Source organism: Candidatus Pelagibacter sp. PS_31, assembly GCF_059417865.1.
This window is the reverse complement of record NZ_CM182069.1, coordinates 472,512-489,435: the sequence shown is the minus strand read 5'-3', so window position 1 is coordinate 489,435 and position 16,924 is coordinate 472,512. Positions and strand designations below refer to the sequence as shown.

General features: G+C 29.2%; 19 protein-coding genes. 9 read left to right on the top strand and 10 right to left on the bottom strand.

Features of this window, described 5'->3' with window-relative positions:
• The first annotated feature begins 6 nt into the window (after nucleotides 1-6).
• From ruvX to AC5SLN_RS02645, 7 genes are read left to right on the top strand one after another with little or no spacing between them, the layout of a single operon-like run.
• The gene (ruvX, locus tag AC5SLN_RS02675; protein WP_006996848.1) at nucleotides 7-462 is read left to right on the top strand and encodes a Holliday junction resolvase RuvX; all 456 of its coding nucleotides are present in this window, start codon (nucleotides 7-9) and stop codon (nucleotides 460-462) included.
• 42 nt (nucleotides 463-504) lie between these two features.
• The gene (locus tag AC5SLN_RS02670) at nucleotides 505-1,446 is read left to right on the top strand and encodes an aspartate carbamoyltransferase catalytic subunit (protein WP_006996847.1); all 942 of its coding nucleotides are present in this window, start codon (nucleotides 505-507) and stop codon (nucleotides 1,444-1,446) included.
• The gene (gene pyrC, locus AC5SLN_RS02665) at nucleotides 1,447-2,733 is read left to right on the top strand and encodes a dihydroorotase (protein ID WP_494593993.1); all 1,287 of its coding nucleotides are present in this window, start codon (nucleotides 1,447-1,449) and stop codon (nucleotides 2,731-2,733) included.
• Between the two features lie 2 nt (nucleotides 2,734-2,735).
• Nucleotides 2,736-3,311, top strand: a complete 576-nt coding sequence (gene plsY / locus AC5SLN_RS02660; protein ID WP_494593991.1) for a glycerol-3-phosphate 1-O-acyltransferase PlsY — start codon at nucleotides 2,736-2,738, stop codon at nucleotides 3,309-3,311.
• A 37-nt stretch (nucleotides 3,312-3,348) separates the two neighbouring features.
• Nucleotides 3,349-5,940 (top strand): type I DNA topoisomerase, encoded by a 2,592-nt coding sequence (topA, locus tag AC5SLN_RS02655; RefSeq protein WP_494593989.1) that lies wholly within the window; start codon nucleotides 3,349-3,351, stop codon nucleotides 5,938-5,940.
• On the top strand, nucleotides 5,937-6,239 hold the full coding sequence (locus AC5SLN_RS02650; protein WP_494593987.1) for a hypothetical protein: 303 nt from the start codon (nucleotides 5,937-5,939) through the stop codon (nucleotides 6,237-6,239). The genes topA and AC5SLN_RS02650 overlap by 4 nt, the downstream gene beginning before the upstream one ends.
• Nucleotides 6,240-6,241: 2 nt before the next feature.
• The gene (locus AC5SLN_RS02645) at nucleotides 6,242-6,703 is read left to right on the top strand and encodes a RidA family protein (RefSeq protein WP_494593985.1); all 462 of its coding nucleotides are present in this window, start codon (nucleotides 6,242-6,244) and stop codon (nucleotides 6,701-6,703) included.
• On the opposite strand, the gene AC5SLN_RS02640 is transcribed toward AC5SLN_RS02645, so the two are convergent.
• Together AC5SLN_RS02640 and AC5SLN_RS02635 are read right to left on the bottom strand one after the other, a co-directional pair.
• Nucleotides 6,700-7,998 (bottom strand): UDP-glucose dehydrogenase family protein, encoded by a 1,299-nt coding sequence (locus AC5SLN_RS02640; RefSeq protein ID WP_494593983.1) that lies wholly within the window; start codon nucleotides 7,996-7,998, stop codon nucleotides 6,700-6,702. The genes AC5SLN_RS02645 and AC5SLN_RS02640 overlap by 4 nt on opposite strands.
• Nucleotides 7,998-8,810 (bottom strand): sugar phosphate nucleotidyltransferase, encoded by an 813-nt coding sequence (locus tag AC5SLN_RS02635; protein ID WP_494593981.1) that lies wholly within the window; start codon nucleotides 8,808-8,810, stop codon nucleotides 7,998-8,000. Before AC5SLN_RS02635 ends, AC5SLN_RS02640 begins: the two co-directional genes overlap by 1 nt.
• 4 nt (nucleotides 8,811-8,814) lie before the next feature.
• Between AC5SLN_RS02635 and panC the strand changes: the two genes are divergently transcribed.
• Nucleotides 8,815-9,657 carry a pantoate--beta-alanine ligase gene (panC, locus tag AC5SLN_RS02630; protein ID WP_494593979.1) on the top strand — a complete coding sequence of 281 codons (843 nt, stop codon included), beginning with the start codon at nucleotides 8,815-8,817 and terminating at the stop codon, nucleotides 9,655-9,657.
• Here panC and mgtE read toward each other — a convergent pair.
• Nucleotides 9,654-11,027, bottom strand: a complete 1,374-nt coding sequence (gene mgtE, locus AC5SLN_RS02625) for a magnesium transporter (RefSeq protein ID WP_271563419.1) — start codon at nucleotides 11,025-11,027, stop codon at nucleotides 9,654-9,656. The genes panC and mgtE overlap by 4 nt on opposite strands.
• 61 nt (nucleotides 11,028-11,088) lie before the next feature.
• Here mgtE and lipB point away from each other — a divergent pair, with 61 nt between their 5' ends.
• On the top strand, nucleotides 11,089-11,709 hold the full coding sequence (gene lipB / locus AC5SLN_RS02620; RefSeq protein ID WP_494593978.1) for a lipoyl(octanoyl) transferase LipB: 621 nt from the start codon (nucleotides 11,089-11,091) through the stop codon (nucleotides 11,707-11,709).
• Here the strand turns inward: lipB and AC5SLN_RS02615 are convergent.
• From AC5SLN_RS02615 to secY, 7 genes are read right to left on the bottom strand one after another with little or no spacing between them, the layout of a single operon-like run.
• Entirely contained in the window at nucleotides 11,690-12,604 is a 915-nt protein-coding gene (locus AC5SLN_RS02615; RefSeq protein WP_006996836.1) for an RluA family pseudouridine synthase, read from the bottom strand. The genes lipB and AC5SLN_RS02615 overlap by 20 nt on opposite strands.
• Nucleotides 12,605-12,628: 24 nt before the next feature.
• A complete protein-coding gene (gene rplQ / locus AC5SLN_RS02610) occupies nucleotides 12,629-13,066 on the bottom strand; it encodes a 50S ribosomal protein L17 (protein WP_006996835.1) in 438 nt (145 codons plus the stop codon).
• Nucleotides 13,066-14,094, bottom strand: coding sequence for a DNA-directed RNA polymerase subunit alpha (locus AC5SLN_RS02605; RefSeq protein WP_006996834.1), 1,029 nt, complete (start codon nucleotides 14,092-14,094; stop codon nucleotides 13,066-13,068). Before AC5SLN_RS02605 ends, rplQ begins: the two co-directional genes overlap by 1 nt.
• 3 nt (nucleotides 14,095-14,097) lie before the next feature.
• Entirely contained in the window at nucleotides 14,098-14,550 is a 453-nt protein-coding gene (rpsK, locus tag AC5SLN_RS02600) for a 30S ribosomal protein S11 (protein ID WP_006996833.1), read from the bottom strand.
• A gap of 7 nt (nucleotides 14,551-14,557) precedes the next feature.
• Entirely contained in the window at nucleotides 14,558-14,941 is a 384-nt protein-coding gene (rpsM, locus tag AC5SLN_RS02595; protein WP_006996832.1) for a 30S ribosomal protein S13, read from the bottom strand.
• Between the two features lie 55 nt (nucleotides 14,942-14,996).
• Nucleotides 14,997-15,638 carry an adenylate kinase gene (locus AC5SLN_RS02590; RefSeq protein ID WP_006996831.1) on the bottom strand — a complete coding sequence of 214 codons (642 nt, stop codon included), beginning with the start codon at nucleotides 15,636-15,638 and terminating at the stop codon, nucleotides 14,997-14,999.
• 4 nt (nucleotides 15,639-15,642) lie between these two features.
• Nucleotides 15,643-16,923, bottom strand: a complete 1,281-nt coding sequence (gene secY / locus AC5SLN_RS02585) for a preprotein translocase subunit SecY (RefSeq protein ID WP_006996830.1) — start codon at nucleotides 16,921-16,923, stop codon at nucleotides 15,643-15,645.
• Nucleotide 16,924 lies beyond the last annotated feature (1 nt).

Below are 16,924 nucleotides of genomic sequence, written 5' to 3'. Positions count from 1 at the left end.
TACAATATGATCACAATTGAAGATTTTAAAATAAAACACACAAATAAGGTGAGATTTATTGGTTTAGATTTAGGGTCTAAAAGAATTGGCGTCTCAATTTGTGATGAAAGACAATCCATAGCCACACCCTTTAAAACCATAAACAAAACCAACACAAACGAACTAATTGATGAACTTAAGATAATAATTAAAGATAATAATATTGGTGGAATAATTGTAGGGAACCCAGTTAATATGGATGGCAGTCTAGGTAGATCCGCTCAATCAGTTAATGATGTTGCATCAAATATATCAAAATCTATAGACCTACCGGTAATTTTGTGGGATGAGAGACTTTCAACAGTTGGAGCATTTAATCTATCGAGTTTATTAGACGTTAACGTTTCAAAAAGAGTTAAAACCATTGATCAAAATGCTGCAGCCTTTATTTTACAAGGGGCAATAGACTTTTTAAATAATTAATACTTGCCATAGTGATGGTTAATAGTTATAGAGTTAATTTTAATGGCAACCAAAATAAATAAAGCTATTAAAATCTCTCAAAAACACCTCCTAGGGATTCAAGATCTATCAATTAATGATGTTAATTTTATTTTAGAAGAAGCTAAAAGTTTTATCAAATTAAATCAAAGTAAAAACAAAAGATTAAATGTCTTAAGTGGTAAAACTCAAATTAATTTGTTTTTTGAGCCTTCAACAAGAACACAGAGTTCATTTGAATTAGCTGGAAAAAGATTAGGTGCAGATGTTATGTCAATGAATATGGCAAATTCAGCTATTAAGAAAGGTGAAACACTAATAGATACCGCAATGACTTTAAATGCAATGCATCCTGATATAATTGTAATTAGACACCAAGACTCAGGAGCATGTAATCTTTTATCTCAAAAAGTAAATTGTGCAGTACTTAATGCTGGTGATGGAAGCCGTGAACACCCTACTCAAGCTTTATTAGACGCTTTAACAATTATAAATCGTAAAAAGAAAATTGAAGGTTTAAGAGTTGCGATTTGTGGTGACATAACTCATTCACGTGTTGCAAGATCAAATATTTATCTTCTAAATATGCTGGGTGCAGAAGTTAACATTATTGCACCATCAAATTTAATGCCAAAAGAAATAGAAAAGTTTGGGGTTAATACTTTTACAGATATGAAAAAAGGTTTGAAAGATTGTGATATTGTAATGATGTTAAGGTTACAAAATGAAAGGATGACTAGTTCTTTCTTGTCTTCTAATAGAGAGTACTATGAATATTATGGACTAACTCCAGATAAGCTTGCTCATGCGAAAGATGATGCTTTAATTATGCATCCAGGCCCTATGAATAGAGGAATCGAAATTGACACTAAATTAGCAGATGACATTAACAGAAGTGTAATTAAGGAACAGGTTGAACTAGGTGTTGCAGTAAGAATGGCTTGTTTAAAAATATTTTGTGAATAAATGAAAAAACAATATTTTATAAATGCAAATATAATTGACCCTTATAACTCTATCAATGAGAACGGCGGATTAATTATTGGAGAAGATGGCTTTATTGAAGCTGTTGGTAAAAAAGTAAATATTAATAACATTCCTTCAAGAGAAAAAGTAATAGATTTAAATGGCAAATATATATTCCCAGGTCTAGTTGATATGCGTGTCTTTGCAGGTGAACCTGGTTATGAATATAAAGAAAATTTTAGAACTCTAAGTAATGCAGCTCTTGCAGGAGGTGTTACTTCAGTTGTTACTATGCCTAATACTGACCCAATTATAGATAACGTTTCAATAGTAGATTTTTTAAAAAGACGTGGAAGAGACAAATCTAAAATTAATGTTTTTCCAAGTGCTGCTCTTACCAAAAATATTGAAGGAACTAGCATGACTGAATTTGGTTTACTTCAAAGCAGAGGAATAATTGGATTTACTGATGGAGTTAAAACAATTCAAAATACTAGATTAATGTCACGTATAATGAATTCAGCTAAAGACTTAGGCGCACTGATCATGCAACACGCTGAAGATTATGATTTATCCAAAAATGGAATGATTAATTCTGGAATTATTGCAACTAAACTTGGATTATCTGGAATACCTGCTGTTGCTGAAAGAATAATTATTGAAAGAGATTTAACGTTACTTGAAAACATTAAATGCAGATATCACATATCACAGATTTCAGCTGCTAAATCAGTAGAAATTATCGAGGAAAGAAAAAATAAAGTTAAATTTACGACAGGTGTATCCATAAATAATCTTTCATTAAATGAAAATGATATAGGAGATTTTAGAACTTTTTTAAAATTATCACCGCCATTAAGAACTGAAGAAGATAGAATTGCTCTAGTACAAGGATTAAAAGATGAAACAATCGACGTTATTGTATCTGATCACAAACCAGAAGACGAAGAGCAAAAAAGATTAACATTTGCACAAGCGTCTACAGGGGCCTCTGGAATAGAAACGCTTTTATCATTAAGTCTAGAATTATATCACAATGGCTCTGTTAAATTAGAAACTATCATTAAAGCTTTAACATCAAACCCTGCAAAAATTTTAAAAATTAATAAGGGTAATCTTTCAGTGGGCAATGAAGCAGATTTTTGCATTGTTGATATTGACAAGCCATGGGTTGTCAAAAAAGATAAGCTTGTCTCCAAATCAAAAAATACATCTATTGAAGACAAAAAACTCCAAGGAAAAGTCACTAATACATTTGTAAAAGGTGAAGAATTATTTAAGTTATAATAATGGAATATTTAATTGTTGCATTAAGCTCATATTTATTAGGATCAATACCCTTTGGTTTTATACTTACAAAAATATTTTTAAAAAAAGATATTAGAGATATTGGCTCAGGAAACATTGGAGCTACAAACGCCCTTAGAACAGGTAATAAAACATTAGGCTACGCAACTTTACTACTGGATATAACAAAAGCTGTATTGCCTGTTTTATATGTAAAATTTAATTATCCTGATTATATCTTTATTGCATCATTAAGTGCATTTTTAGGTCATGTTTTTCCAATATGGCTTCAGTTTAAAGGAGGCAAAGGTGTTGCAACATATGTTGGTATATTATTTTCTATAAACATTTTTTTGGGTTTGGTATTTATTATTAGTTGGGCTGTTACATTTCTTATTTCAAAATACTCATCACTTTCATCACTAGTTGGTAGTTTAATGGTGCCAATGTATTTAATAATTTTTGAAAATTATAATTCAATATTTTTCATAATAATGTTTGTGCTTATATTCTACACGCACAGAGAAAACGTCAAACGATTGAAAAACAAAGAAGAAACTAAGACTAAAATTTATTGATTTGACTATCTAAGTCTTTTAAGTAATTTGTTTAGTAATGAATCTTGTAGTCGTAGAAAGTCCAGCTAAAGCAAAAACTATCAACAAATATCTTGGTGATGAATATATTGTTTTAGCGAGTTATGGTCATATTAGAGACCTTCCCTCAAAAAATGGTTCTGTTGATCCAGAAAATAATTTTAAAATGGAATGGGAAGTCGATAGTTTTTCTAAAAAATATCTTAAAGAAATTACAGATGCAGCTAAGATTTCATCAAAAATCATATTAGCAACTGACCCAGACAGAGAGGGAGAAGCAATTGCTTGGCATGTTAAAGAATATTTAAATGAAAAAAAATTAATTAAAGACAAGCATATAGAAAGAGTTGTTTTTAATGAAATTACAAAAAAAGCTGTTATTCATGGAATTGAAAACCCTCGACAAATAGAGCCATTACTTGTTGATGCCTATATGGCTAGAAGAGCCTTAGACTATTTAGTTGGCTTTAATATATCACCAATTTTGTGGACAAAGTTACCAGGTTCTAAATCTGCTGGTCGTGTTCAGTCAGTTGCCTTAAAATTAATTACAGAACGAGAACATGAAATAGAGCTTTTTGATCCTGAGGAATTTTGGACTTTAAGTATTCAATTCAACGATAGTGATAAAAATTCTATATTAGCAAGTATCACTCAATTGAATGATAAAAAAATTGAAAAATTTTCTTTTAAAAATAAAGCTGAAATTGATAAAGCAATGGAAGAGGTTAAATCTAAGAATTTCAATATAAATGACATCTCTAGCAAAGTTGTTAATAGAAACCCTTCTGGCCCTTTTACTACCTCCACATTACAGCAAGTTTCTTCTGGTAGGTTAGGATTTGGAGCGTCACGTACAATGCAAATAGCTCAAAAACTTTATCAAGGTATAGAAATTGACGGTGAAACTATTGGTCTTATCACGTATATGCGAACAGATGGCACTAACCTGTCCACAGACGCTATAGATACTTTTAGAAAATATATAAAAAATGAATTTGGTGATGAATATGTTCCAGATAACGCTGCAAGTTACTCTGGAAAAAAAGCTAAAAATGCTCAAGAGGCACATGAAGCAATTAGACCCACAGATATAATGCGAGCACCAGATACAGTTAAAAAATACCTAAGTCCAGATCAGCATAAATTATATGATTTAATTTGGAGTAGAGCCTTATCCTCTCAAATGAAACCCGCTCAATTTGATAGAAATACTATAACGATATCTTCGGATGATAATGGAACAATTTGTAAAGCTAGTGGATCTGTTATTAAATTTGATGGCTTTTTAAAGGTTATGAAGGATAACAAAAAAGATGATGATGAAGATATCCTTCCTGAAATGAACAAGGGCCCAGTTAATATAGAATCTTTATTAGATGAACAGCATTTTACACAGCCACCACCAAGATACTCAGAAGCAAGTTTGGTTAAAAAATTAGAAGAATTAGGTATTGGGAGACCTTCAACATATGCAAGTATAATATCTGTTATATCTACAAGAGGATATGCGGAAACAATTAATAAAAGATTTCACCCAACTGATCGTGGTAAATTAATTTCTGCTTTTCTTGAAAAGCTTTTCTCTAAGTATGTTGATTATAACTTCACAGCAAGTTTAGAAAATCAACTTGATGATATTACTACCGGGAAGGAAGGATGGATAAAAGTTCTAGAGTTATTTTGGAAAGACTTTAATCAAAACGTATCTGACGTTAAAGAGAAAAGAACTAGGGAGGTTTTAGATCTATTAAACGATAGTCTAGGAAGTTTAATTTTTGAAAGAGATGCAGATGGAAATATTAATAGACAATGCAAGTTATGTGACAGTGGATCATTAAGTTTAAAAAATAGTTTTAGAGGTGGTGCTTTTATTGGTTGCTCAAATTATCCAGATTGTAAATTTACCAGACCCCTGTCTAAAGCAAAAGCAGCTGCTCAATCTCAATTAGCTGAACCAAAATTTATAGGTAAACATGAAAATGGAAATGACATGTACCTTAAAAATGGAAGGTTTGGTCCCTACTTACAGTATGAAAAAATTGAGGAAATAAAAGAAGAGATTATAATTGAAACAAAAAAGAAAAAGAAAACAAAAAAAAAGAAGATAGAAAAAGAAGATAATAATTTAAGAAATGTCTCAATACCTAAAGGAATTACATTAGATAGCGTGGATCTTGATAGAGCTAAATTTTTATGTTCATTACCAAAAAGTTTAGGCATTAACCCTGAAAATCAGAAAGATATAATATTAAACTCAGGAAGATTTGGCCCATATTTGAAATGTGAAAACAAATCAGCAAGAATTGAAAATGTTGAGGAGATCTTCTCAATTGGACTTAATAGAGCAATAACTCTAATAGCGGAGGCTAAACCTGGTAGAATGTCTGCATCAATTATAAAAGATCTAGGAGAACACCCTGAAGACAAAAAACCTGTTAGAGTAATGAAAGGGCAATATGGGCCTTATATTAAATATAAATCTCTTAATGCAACAATTCCAGAGGAAAAAGACCCTTTAGAACTTAATATGGAAGAAGCTTTAATATTAATTGAGAAAAGAAAAGAATACGATAAAAATAAAAAAGTTAAAAAAAAGAAAAAGAAATGAAAAAAATAGTATTTATAACATTAATTGCATCAGTCCTTATGTCTAAAACTATGGCTGAAAAAATTGATTGTAATCAGTTTGAAAAGGTTAGTGCAAAATACATAGAGTGTTCAGCAAAAAATCTAAAAGAAAAATCTTCAGAACTTAAATTAAAAGCAACGGTTGGAGTTGAAGAACTTAAAGATAAAATAACTACTAATGCTAAGAGTGGAAAAAAGAAATTTGACAAATCTAGTTTAAAAGAAAAGCTTGTTAAATTTAAAAACAGTAAAACATTAACTGAAATTATGGAGAAATAATCATGTCTTATGAAGATAAAATAAAAGAATTAAACTTAGAACTGCCAGAAGCAAGAGATCCTGTTGGATCATATCTTGCATCAAAACAAATTGGTAAAATGTTATTTATCTCAGGACAAATTTCTACTGCAGCAAATGGAGAATTAATCAAAGGTAAGGTTGGTAAGGATTTAAAAACTGAAGATGGATATGAAGCAGCTAAACGTTGTGGCCTAAACATAATATCTCAAGTTAAAAAAGCTTGTGGCAATGATCTTTCAAAAGTAAAATCTTGTATAAAACTTACAGGGTTTGTTAATTCAACAGAAGACTTTATAGAGCAACCCAAAGTAATAAATGGTGCTTCAGATTTAATAGTTTCAGTTTTTGGAGATTCTGGAATGCACACAAGAGCTGCAGTTAGTACAAATAGTTTGCCCCTTGGTGTATCAGTTGAAGTTGATGCTATTTTTGAATTAAATTAATTTCCAATACTAAAATATTTAATTTTCTGATCTTTCATCTTATTAGTAGAGTAAATATTTCTCATATCAAAAATTGAGAATTTTTTATTTTTAACATCTTTTTTGAAATTAATAGTTTTAAAATCATTCCATTCTGTATGAATAATGATTAAATCTGATTTTTTAATTGCGTCTTTAATGTTGTTTGAAAAAGTAACATTATTAAATTTTTTAAAATCTGACTTTTCACCAGTAGGATCAAAATAATTTATTTTTGCACCTTTTTTAATTAATGCAGGGATCATTGTTAGACTTGAAGAATCTCTCATGTCATCAGTATTTGCCTTAAATGTAACACCTAAGAAACAAATATTTTTATTGTTTACTTTATTTTTTAAAATATCAAAAACTCTTTTTAACATTAATGATGATCTATTTTCATTCGATTTAATGACACTTTTAATAACCGTTAAATTTGTTTTAAATTTATTAGCAGTAGCTGTAATAGCTTTAGTATCTTTAGGAAAACAAGATCCGCCATAAGCAGGACCTGCTCTTAAAAAACGGCTGCCAATACGATCATCAAGCCCCATCCCAATGGAGATATCCTCCACATTAACATTAATTTTTTCACATAAATTGGCTAGCTCATTAATAAAAGTAATCTTTGTTGCTAGAAAAGCATTAGAAGCATATTTTATTAATTCGGCTGCTCTTCGAGACGTATTAACGTATTTTGCACCTTTTGATATCAATGGCGAATAAAGATTTTTTAAAATCTTATTAGATTTTTTATTGTGCGTCCCAATAACTACTCTGTCAGGGTAGGTAAAATCTCTTATAGCATCACCTTCTCTTAAAAATTCAGGATTTGAAACCACTGAAAAAAATTTTTTTGATACTTTTTTTGAAATAATCTTTTCTATTTCGTCTCCAGTTGTCACAGGTACAGTAGATTTAGTTATAATAATTTTAAATCTTTTAATAGATTTGCTAATTTCTTTTGCAACATTGTATACCTGGCTTAAATCAGCATTATTTCCATTTTTTTTAGTGGGAGTGCCGACACAAATAAAAATAATATCCGACCTTGAAATTGAATCTTTTAAATTCGTAGAGAACTTTAAACGATTATTTTTATAATTTTTAATGAGTAATTCATCTAAACCAGGTTCGTATATTGGGATAATACCATTTTTTAAGTTTTCAATTTTATTCAAATCTTTATCAACACAAATTACGTCATTTCCTAAGTCGGAAAAACAAACTCCACTTACTAAACCAACATACCCCGTTCCTATCATACAAAGTTTCATTATTTAGAAATCTCCAAAGTTGATTTAATATAACCCTTCATTGTTCCACAATCTAAGTATTTACCTGAAAAATTGTGACCGATAAATTGATTATCATCTTCTATTAAAGCTTGGATAGCGTCAGTGATATGAAATTCACCACTTTTACCTGGTTTTAGAGATTTTAATTTAGAAAAAATTGTTTTAGGTAATATATATCTTCCTATTACAGCATTATTAGAAGGTGAAGTTTTTATAGAAGGTTTTTCAACAACATTATTTATAATAAAATTATTTTTATCAATTTTTTTTTTGATGTTGTAGATACCCCACCTAGATACATCATTTTTATTAACCTTCATACTTGCCATAACTGATGCTTTAAATTTATTATGCACAGTAATCATGGACTTAGAGCAGTTTTTTTTAATTATCAAATCATCAGGTAATAACATTAAAAAATATTTATCTGTAATAAATTTTTTAGTCTTGTAGACAGCATCACCAGTTCCCAATGGTTTGTCTTGAAAAACAAATTTAATCATTTTTTTATATTTGAGAATTTTTTTATATTCTTTGATAATTTTTGGATCATTTTTTTTCTTGATAATATCTTTATAAAATTTATCATTATAAAAATATTTCTTTATCATCAATTTTTTTTTAGAAATAATAAATACAATTTCCTTAATACCAGCCTCAATACATTCTTCGATAATATATTCTAACCCTGGTTTTCCATTAATAGGTAGAAGCTCTTTAGCAAAAACACTTGTTAGTGGTAGTAGTCTAGTACCAAGACCAGCTAAAGGAATTATAGCTTGTTTAATCATATAAATGTTTTACTTATTAATATTCTTATTACAAATGAAATTAATAAAATTAAAAACTGATTTAATTAAGGCAATTGAGTTAGATAAAAGATTAGGTTTTGTCCCAACAATGGGTAGTTTGCACAAAGGTCACAAAACATTAATAAAAACATCACAAAAAAACTGCAAAAAAACATTAGTAAGTATTTTTGTTAATCCAACTCAATTTAATAATAAAAAAGATTACAAAACATACCCTAAGAATTTAAAGCAAGATTTGAGTTACCTTAAAAAACTTAAAGTTGACTATGTATATTTGCCAACCATTAAACAAATTTATTGGAAAAAAAATAATGAAATTAAGCTAAATAAATCACAAAAAATATTATGTGCAAAATTTAGAAAAGGACATTTTGAAGGTGTACTTGATGTTTTGGATCGTTTTATTGAATTAATTTCTCCACAAAAAATGTTTATGGGAGAAAAAGATTTTCAACAATTTTTCTTGGTTAAAAACTATATTGAAAATAAGTACAATACCAAAGTTCACGTATGTAAAACAGTCAGAGAAAAAAACAAACTAGCTTTATCTTCCAGAAACTCTTTATTAAATAAGAAAAGTTTTATTAATTCAGGAATAATTGCAAAAAAATTTTTATCTTTAAAAAATGAGATTAAAAATAATAAAAAAAATTACAAAAAAATGATATTTAATTTAAAAGAAGAACTATCTAAAAATTTTGATATTAAAATTGAATATTTGGAATGTAGAAACACACATAATTTAAGCACAAATATTATGAACAAACCTTTTAAACTTTTTGTGGCCTACTATATTAATAACGTACGATTAATTGACAATTTTTAGAGAAAATAAGCACTAACACCAAGAAATGAAACAAAACCTATAACATCTGTAATAGTTGTTACAAACACACTTGATGCAATAGCAGGATCAATATCCATTTTTTTTAAAGTTATAGGTACTAAAATTCCAAATAAACCTGCAACAATCATTGTAACTATCATTGACATGGAAATTATTAGAGAAAGTAGAGAGTCTTGAAACCAAACTTGAACTACTAAAGCACTTATTATTGCAAATATGATGCCATTTAAAATACCAATATTAAATTCTTTTAAAATATTTTGTGTAAAATTGTTTTTTGTTAAGTCATTTGTTGCTAATGTTCTTACAGTTACAGCCAAAGTTTGCATTCCAGCATTACCACCCATAGATGCAACGATTGGCATAAGAAATGCAAGGACAACCATTTGTTCGATTGTTGCACCAAATAAACTAATAACCCACGTTGCAAGAAATGCTGTAAATAAGTTTAATAAAAGCCAGTTAAATCTTCTTCTAGTTTTCTTAAAAACTCCATCAGTAATTTCTTCATCCCCTACCCCAGCTAATCTCAAAGCATCTTCTTCGGCTTCTTCTTTTAATACAGTTAAGACATCGTCATACATGATCATACCAACCAACTTGTTTGATTTATCGACAACAGCCGCTGAATTTAAGTTATAATTTTCAAACACGTTACCAACTTCTTCTTTGTCCATATCAACCGGAATAAGTAGTTGAGATTCTGACATAATAGAAAGCATTTTAGTTTCTCTCGAAGTAGTTAAAACTTTAGATGATGGAACGGTTCCAATCGGTTTAAAATCTTCATCTATAATAAAAATTTCTAAAAATTCCTCAGGTAAATCTTTATTTTCTCTTAAATAGTCAATTGTTTGACCTACAGACCAATTGCTAGGAATGGCCGTGAACTCACGTTGCATTATTCTAGCAGCTGTGTCTTCCGGATAACTTAAGCTTTCAAGTAAAGCAAATCTATCTTTTGGAGGTAAGGAGCTTAATATTGTATTCTTATCTTTTTCATCAACATTTTCTAAAATTGTAATCGCATCATCAGATTCAAGATTTTTTAAAAGTCTAACAATAGTATCAGGTGAAAGATAAGCTATGATTTCAGACTGCACCGACTCGTTTAATTCAATAAAAACTTCTGGATCTATATTGAAATTATTAAGTTTAATTAAGCTTTCTCTATCATTTTGACCAAGATGTTCAATTATATCAGCCGCATCAGCAGGGTGCATCTCGTTAAAAGAATTAGTAATAAATTGAGCATCATTGTTAGCAATCTTAGAAGTAACAACTTTTATGTACTCTTTATTAAACTCAAAATTAACTTTTTTATCTTTTATTTTTTTTATTAAAGACATAAATTTACCTATAAATCAATTTTGCACTAATAGTGCATAATAAAAATAATACAATTTATAAATGAATATAGAGATTAAAAAGTCAATAAAACCAATAAAATATGAAGATGCAATAAAACTGCTTGAAGAAAGATTATTGCAGATAAACAATGGTCAAAAAAAGGATTTAATATGGATCTTAGAACATGAAGAGGTTTATTCAGCAGGTACGAGTTATGAAGAAAAAGAAATTCTTAACAAAGATATTAGTCTAGTAAAAACAAACCGTGGAGGAAAAATTACTTATCATGGTCCAGGTCAATTGATTTGTTATTTTGTGATAGATTTAAAAAAAAGAAAAAAAGATATAAGAAAATTTATAACTTTAATTGAAGAGACGATTATTAACAGTTTATCAAAATTTAATATTAAGACTTTCGGTGATCCAAAAAACATTGGTATTTGGACTGACCATAAAGGTAAAATTAATAAAGTTGCAGCAATAGGTGTAAGAGTAAGTAAGTGGATAGCTTATCATGGATTTGCAATAAATATTAATAACGATCTTTCAAAATATAAAAATATTATTCCGTGTGGTATTTCAGACAAAGGAGTAATCAATCTTAAAGAAATTAAAGATCAAGACTATAAGAATTTAGATGAAATTATTATTGAAACCTTTTCTAAGAATTTGGAAATCTAAGTCTTTTTGTCTTTAAAAGTTTTTTAAAATAATCTGGTAATAATGCTGTGTAGGTATATTTTTTATCATTAATCATAAATTTAATTTGATATGAATGAAGCATTAAATTTTTATTTATTGCTTTATCTGTGTTGCTAAATTTATATTTTTGATCTCCGTAGATTGGACATCCTACTGCATAAAGTTGTTTTCTTAGTTGATGTTTTCTTCCTGTGATTGGTTTCATTTCAACTAGACTACATATAGAATTTTTATCTAAAACTTTATAAAGTGTTCTAGCTTTTTCAACTACCTCTCTATCATTATCATATCTGGTTAAATCATCATTCCACTCACCAGAGTCTTTTTGCAATTCTCCATGGCATATAGCCAGGTAAGTTTTATGAACTTTTCGAAGTCTAAATAAAGAGGTTAATAACTGAGCGGATTGTCTGTGTTTTGCCATAATAAAAACTCCAGATGTATCTTTATCAAGTCTATGTACAGAAAATGGTTTTGTGTCCTGAAAAATTTCACTACGAGCAAATATATCTACAAGATTTTTTTTAGATTTAGTTCCACCTTGAACTGAAATACCAGAGCTTTTATTAAGAACAATGAAATCATCATTATTGTCAATTATTAATTCTTCATTTTCTTTAATAACTTCTTCTGAAGGTACAAATTTAATTGTCTTTTGAACAATTGTTTCTTTAAAATCAAAGTTGAATAAATCTATAGTGTCACCTGTCTTTACTTTATGAGAGCTTTTAATTTTTTTATTATTGATTTTAACTTTTCCACTTTTTAAACTTTTTTCAATTAGACCTTGAGGGTAATTGCCAAGATTATTACGTATCCATCTATCGATACGCATATCGTTAAACGTTGAATCAACGTTAAAAGACTTTTTCATGATGATATAATTTTATATAAAAAATTAAGCAGTAGCTAATTTTTTTTCTTCAGTTTTATCTTTAGCTGGATCTTTTTTCTTTCTATCAACTCTTTTTGCCTCAACATCTCTATCTACAAATTCTATTACAGCCATAGGTGCATTGTCACCATATCTAAAGCCAGCTTTGATGATTCTTGTGTAGCCACCATTTCTTGCTTCATATCTTTTTGACAATGTTTTTTTTACTTTATTCGCAGATGTTATGTCTTGTAATTTAGACATTAACATTTTTGTAGTTTGAAGAGTCTCTTTTTTTCCTAAAGTTATGATTTTATCAGCTTGAGGTTTTAAGAATTTAGCTTTTGGAAGTGTTGTAGTGATCTGCTCATATTTTATTAAAGAATTAAGCATATTCTTCAATAAAGCTTTTCTATGTTCAGAAGTTCTATTTAACTTCTTATTAGCCATTCCATGTCTCATTAGATTTGCTCCTCTAACTTTTTAGACATTTCAGCTATATTTTCTGGTGGCCAGTTCGGAATCTCCATACCTAAGTATAAAGACATACCAGTTAAAACTTCTTTTATTTCATTAAGTGATTTTCTTCCAAAGTTAGGTGTTCTAAGCATTTCACCTTCTGACTTTTGAACTAGATCTCCAATGTAAATAATATTATCATTTTTAAGACAATTCATAGAACGCACAGATAATTCAAGTTCATCAACTTTTCTTAATAAATTCTTATTGAATTCAGGCTCAGATGAAACTTCTTTTACAGGTACTTCAACAGGTTCGTCAAAATTAACAAACATATTTAGTTGATCTTGGAAAATTCTAGCAGAATAAGCAACGGCATCTTCAGCAGAAATTGATCCATTAGTTTCAACTTCCATAATTAATTTATCATAATCAAGGGCTTTTCCTTCTCTTGCTGTGCTTATAGAGTAAGAAACCTTCTTAACTGGACTATATAAAGAATCTATAGCAATTAATCCCAAAGGTGGTTCTTCTGGCTTGTTCATTACTGCAGGAACGTATCCCTTACCTGTTCCAACATTCATTTCCATATGAAAATGCGTATTTTCATCTAAATTACAAATAACCAGATCAGGATTTAAAATTTCAATATCAGCAACTGGTGCTATGTCAGAAGCTTTAATTTCTCCAGGACCTTTAGCATCTAAAATAAGTTTTTTAGTAGTTTCTGATGAGCTTTTTAAAGCTAATGATTTAACGTTTAAAACTATGTCAGTAACATCTTCTCTAACACCTTTGATAGATGTAAATTCATGTAAAACACCATCAATTTGAATTGAAGTTACAGCAGCACCTCTGATTGATGAAAGTAAAATTCTTCTTAAAGAATTACCTAAAGTTAAACCATATCCTTTTTCTAAAGGCTCTGCGATAATTTTTGCATGTGACTTGTCATCACTAATTTTAACATCTAATTGAGCTGGTTTAATTAATGCTTTCCAGTTTTTAGCATTTACATTTAAACTTTCCATTTATTAAACTCTCCTTTTTTTTGGTGGTCTTACGCCGTTATGTGGCATTGGTGTTGTATCTTTTATTGAAAGAATCTTAAATCCTCTCGCTTGTAAAGCTCTTAATGCAGTTTCTCTTCCTGAACCAGGTCCTTTAACCTCAACTGATAAAGTTTTCATTCCATATTCTAAAGCTTTAGATGCAGCAGAATCTGCAGCAATTTGTGCAGCATAAGGTGTTGATTTTCTTGAACCTTTAAAACCTTTTTGTCCAGCAGATGCCCAAGAAATTACATTTCCATTAGTATCTGCAATTGAAATTATTGTATTGTTAAAAGTAGACTGTACATAAGCAATACCATTAAGAATATTTTTTTTTATTTTCTTTTTTTTGGAATAAGAACTTTTCTTAGATTTTTTATCTACTTTTTTTTCTACAACAGCATCTTTATTCTCAACTTTATCTACTTTAGCCATAAATTAATTATTTTTTAAGTGGAGTTAATTTTTTACCAGCAATTGCTATTGCTTTACCTTTTCTTGTTCTTGCATTACATCTTGTTCTTTGTCCTCTAACAGGAAGTTTTTTTCTATGTCTAGATCCCCTGTAACAAGCAAGGTCAATTAATCTTTTAATAGTTAAAGAGTAATCTCTTCTAAGATCACCTTCGACTTTAAAATTTGCATCAATGTATTCTCTAATTTTTAAAATATCTTCGTCAGTAAGTTCATTTATTCTTTTTGCTTTAGGAATTTCTAAAGAAGTACAAATTTGGCTAGAAAATTTATTACCAATACCATAGATGTACGTTAGTCCTATGTGGACAAGTTTGTTTTGCGGAATGTTTACACCTGCTATACGAGCCATATTTTTGAGAATAAATTTAGCCTTTTATATAAGAAGATGTTCCAAAGTCAACGTCTTAAACCTTAAGAATTTCATTAATTTTATTGGTTATTTGATCAATTTCACCTGCTCCATCAATTTCAGTGAAATTTGAATTTTTTGAATAGAATTCTAACACTGGTTTTGTTGAAGACATATAAGTGTCATATCTAGAAATAACAATTTCAAGATTGTCATCTTTTCTTTTCTTTAAGTGTTCAACACCACAAGGATGAAGCTCTATTTGCTCCTTATTAAAATATTCATTTAACGTCATATTACATTTTTCACAGGTCATTCTGCCCATAATACGTTTTTCAATAATGTCTCTTGATACATTTAAAAATATAGTATGCCCTATTGTTTGGTTAAACTCATTTAATAAAACTTCTAAATTAATAGCTTGTTCAACATTTCTTGGATAGCCATCAAAAATAATTCTATCTCTATATTTTAAATTAGTTAAAGATTGTCTTAATAAAGTATTTACGATCTCATCTGAAACAAATTTGCCATTAGATATTAGCTTTTCTATATCCACTCCAAGATCAGTTTTAGATTTAACTTCATCTCTTAATAGATTTCCTGTTGATAATTGGAAGTAATTATGTTTTTTAACAATAGATTGAGCTTGAGTCCCCTTACCCGCTCCTGGAGGACCAAAAAGAATTATATTCACTTAATTATTTTCCGAATTTTGTTTTTTTAATTAATTGCTCATATTGAGAGCTCATTAATCTAGTTTGGATTTGTGTAACGGTATCAATTGCAACTACGACAACAATCAAGATTGAAGTTCCACCTAAATAAAAGGGTATTGGATAATTAGCAATTAGAAATTCTGGCATTAAACAAACTATTGTTAAATACAATGCCCCAATTGTCGTAAGTTTTGTCACAATTTTTTCAATATACAAAGCTGTATTTTCACCTGGTCTAATCCCAGGTACAAAACCACCATATTTTCTTAAATTATCAGCAGTCTCAGTTGGATTAAATGTTATGGATGTGTAGAAAAAAGTAAAAAATATTATTCCAGAAGCATAAAGCAACATGTAAAGGGGTTGTCCTTGTGTAAAGTATGAACTTAAATTTAAGAATGTATCATTGTCTGAAAAACTAAAATTAGAAAAGGTAACAGGCAATAATAATAAAGCTGAAGCAAAGATTGCTGGAATAACACCGGCTTGGTTAATCTTTAAAGGTAAATGAGAAGATTCACCACCGTACATTTTATTTCCCATTTGTCTTTTAGGGTAATTTATTAAAATTTTTCTTAATGCTCTTTCCATGAAAACAATGAACATAATTGTTGCGACTAATAATACAAAAATTCCAATAATCATAATTGTAGATACAGCGCCCGTTCTACCCAACTCGAATGTAGTAACTAAAGCACGTGGAATTTCAGCAACAATACCAGCAAAAATAATCAACGAAATACCATTACCGATACCTCTTTGTGTTATTTGTTCACCAAGCCACATTAAAAACATTGTACCAGCAACAATGGTTGATACCGCTGTTATAGTAAAAAATAAGCCTGGATTAATAACTAAGTCAGCAGAAGATTGTAAACCTATAGATAATCCGTAACCCTGAATAGTAGCAAGAATTACAGTTCCATATCTTGTGATTTGAGTTATTTTTGCTCTTCCAGTTTCACCTTGTGCCTTTAAATTTTTAAAATAATCAGATACGCCAGTTAATAACTGAACTATGATTGAAGATGAAATATAAGGCATAATTCCAAGTGCGAATATAGCCATTCTACTTACAGCCCCGCCTGAAAAAACATTGAACATTCCAAGTAATCCTTTTTGATTACCACTCATCATTGTTTGTAATTGCTCAGGGTCAATGCCTGGAATTGGCACAAAAGTACCAAATCTATAAACTGCTAAGATAAATATTGTAAAGATTATACGATTTTTAAGATCATTAGTTTGAGAAGAAGAGCTCATA

What these genes read in the sequence shown, in the direction of transcription:
- topA (WP_494593989.1), top strand. Translation starts at nt 3,349, where the DNA reads ATGAATCTTGTAGTCGTAGAAAGTCCAGCTAAAGCAAAAACTATCAAC.
- secY (WP_006996830.1), bottom strand. Translation starts at nt 16,923, where the DNA reads ATGAGCTCTTCTTCTCAAACTAATGATCTTAAAAATCGTATAATCTTT.
- rplQ (WP_006996835.1), bottom strand. Translation starts at nt 13,066, where the DNA reads ATGAGACATGGAATGGCTAATAAGAAGTTAAATAGAACTTCTGAACAT.
- AC5SLN_RS02640 (WP_494593983.1), bottom strand. Translation starts at nt 7,998, where the DNA reads ATGAAACTTTGTATGATAGGAACGGGGTATGTTGGTTTAGTAAGTGGA.
- AC5SLN_RS02615 (WP_006996836.1), bottom strand. Translation starts at nt 12,604, where the DNA reads ATGAAAAAGTCTTTTAACGTTGATTCAACGTTTAACGATATGCGTATC.
- mgtE (WP_271563419.1), bottom strand. Translation starts at nt 11,027, where the DNA reads ATGTCTTTAATAAAAAAAATAAAAGATAAAAAAGTTAATTTTGAGTTT.
- AC5SLN_RS02605 (WP_006996834.1), bottom strand. Translation starts at nt 14,094, where the DNA reads ATGGAAAGTTTAAATGTAAATGCTAAAAACTGGAAAGCATTAATTAAA.
- rpsK (WP_006996833.1), bottom strand. Translation starts at nt 14,550, where the DNA reads ATGGCTAAAGTAGATAAAGTTGAGAATAAAGATGCTGTTGTAGAAAAA.
- AC5SLN_RS02635 (WP_494593981.1), bottom strand. Translation starts at nt 8,810, where the DNA reads ATGATTAAACAAGCTATAATTCCTTTAGCTGGTCTTGGTACTAGACTA.
- AC5SLN_RS02650 (WP_494593987.1), top strand. Translation starts at nt 5,937, where the DNA reads ATGAAAAAAATAGTATTTATAACATTAATTGCATCAGTCCTTATGTCT.
- plsY (WP_494593991.1), top strand. Translation starts at nt 2,736, where the DNA reads ATGGAATATTTAATTGTTGCATTAAGCTCATATTTATTAGGATCAATA.
- lipB (WP_494593978.1), top strand. Translation starts at nt 11,089, where the DNA reads ATGAATATAGAGATTAAAAAGTCAATAAAACCAATAAAATATGAAGAT.
- AC5SLN_RS02645 (WP_494593985.1), top strand. Translation starts at nt 6,242, where the DNA reads ATGTCTTATGAAGATAAAATAAAAGAATTAAACTTAGAACTGCCAGAA.
- rpsM (WP_006996832.1), bottom strand. Translation starts at nt 14,941, where the DNA reads ATGGCTCGTATAGCAGGTGTAAACATTCCGCAAAACAAACTTGTCCAC.
- AC5SLN_RS02670 (WP_006996847.1), top strand. Translation starts at nt 505, where the DNA reads ATGGCAACCAAAATAAATAAAGCTATTAAAATCTCTCAAAAACACCTC.
- ruvX (WP_006996848.1), top strand. Translation starts at nt 7, where the DNA reads ATGATCACAATTGAAGATTTTAAAATAAAACACACAAATAAGGTGAGA.
- pyrC (WP_494593993.1), top strand. Translation starts at nt 1,447, where the DNA reads ATGAAAAAACAATATTTTATAAATGCAAATATAATTGACCCTTATAAC.
- panC (WP_494593979.1), top strand. Translation starts at nt 8,815, where the DNA reads ATGTTTTACTTATTAATATTCTTATTACAAATGAAATTAATAAAATTA.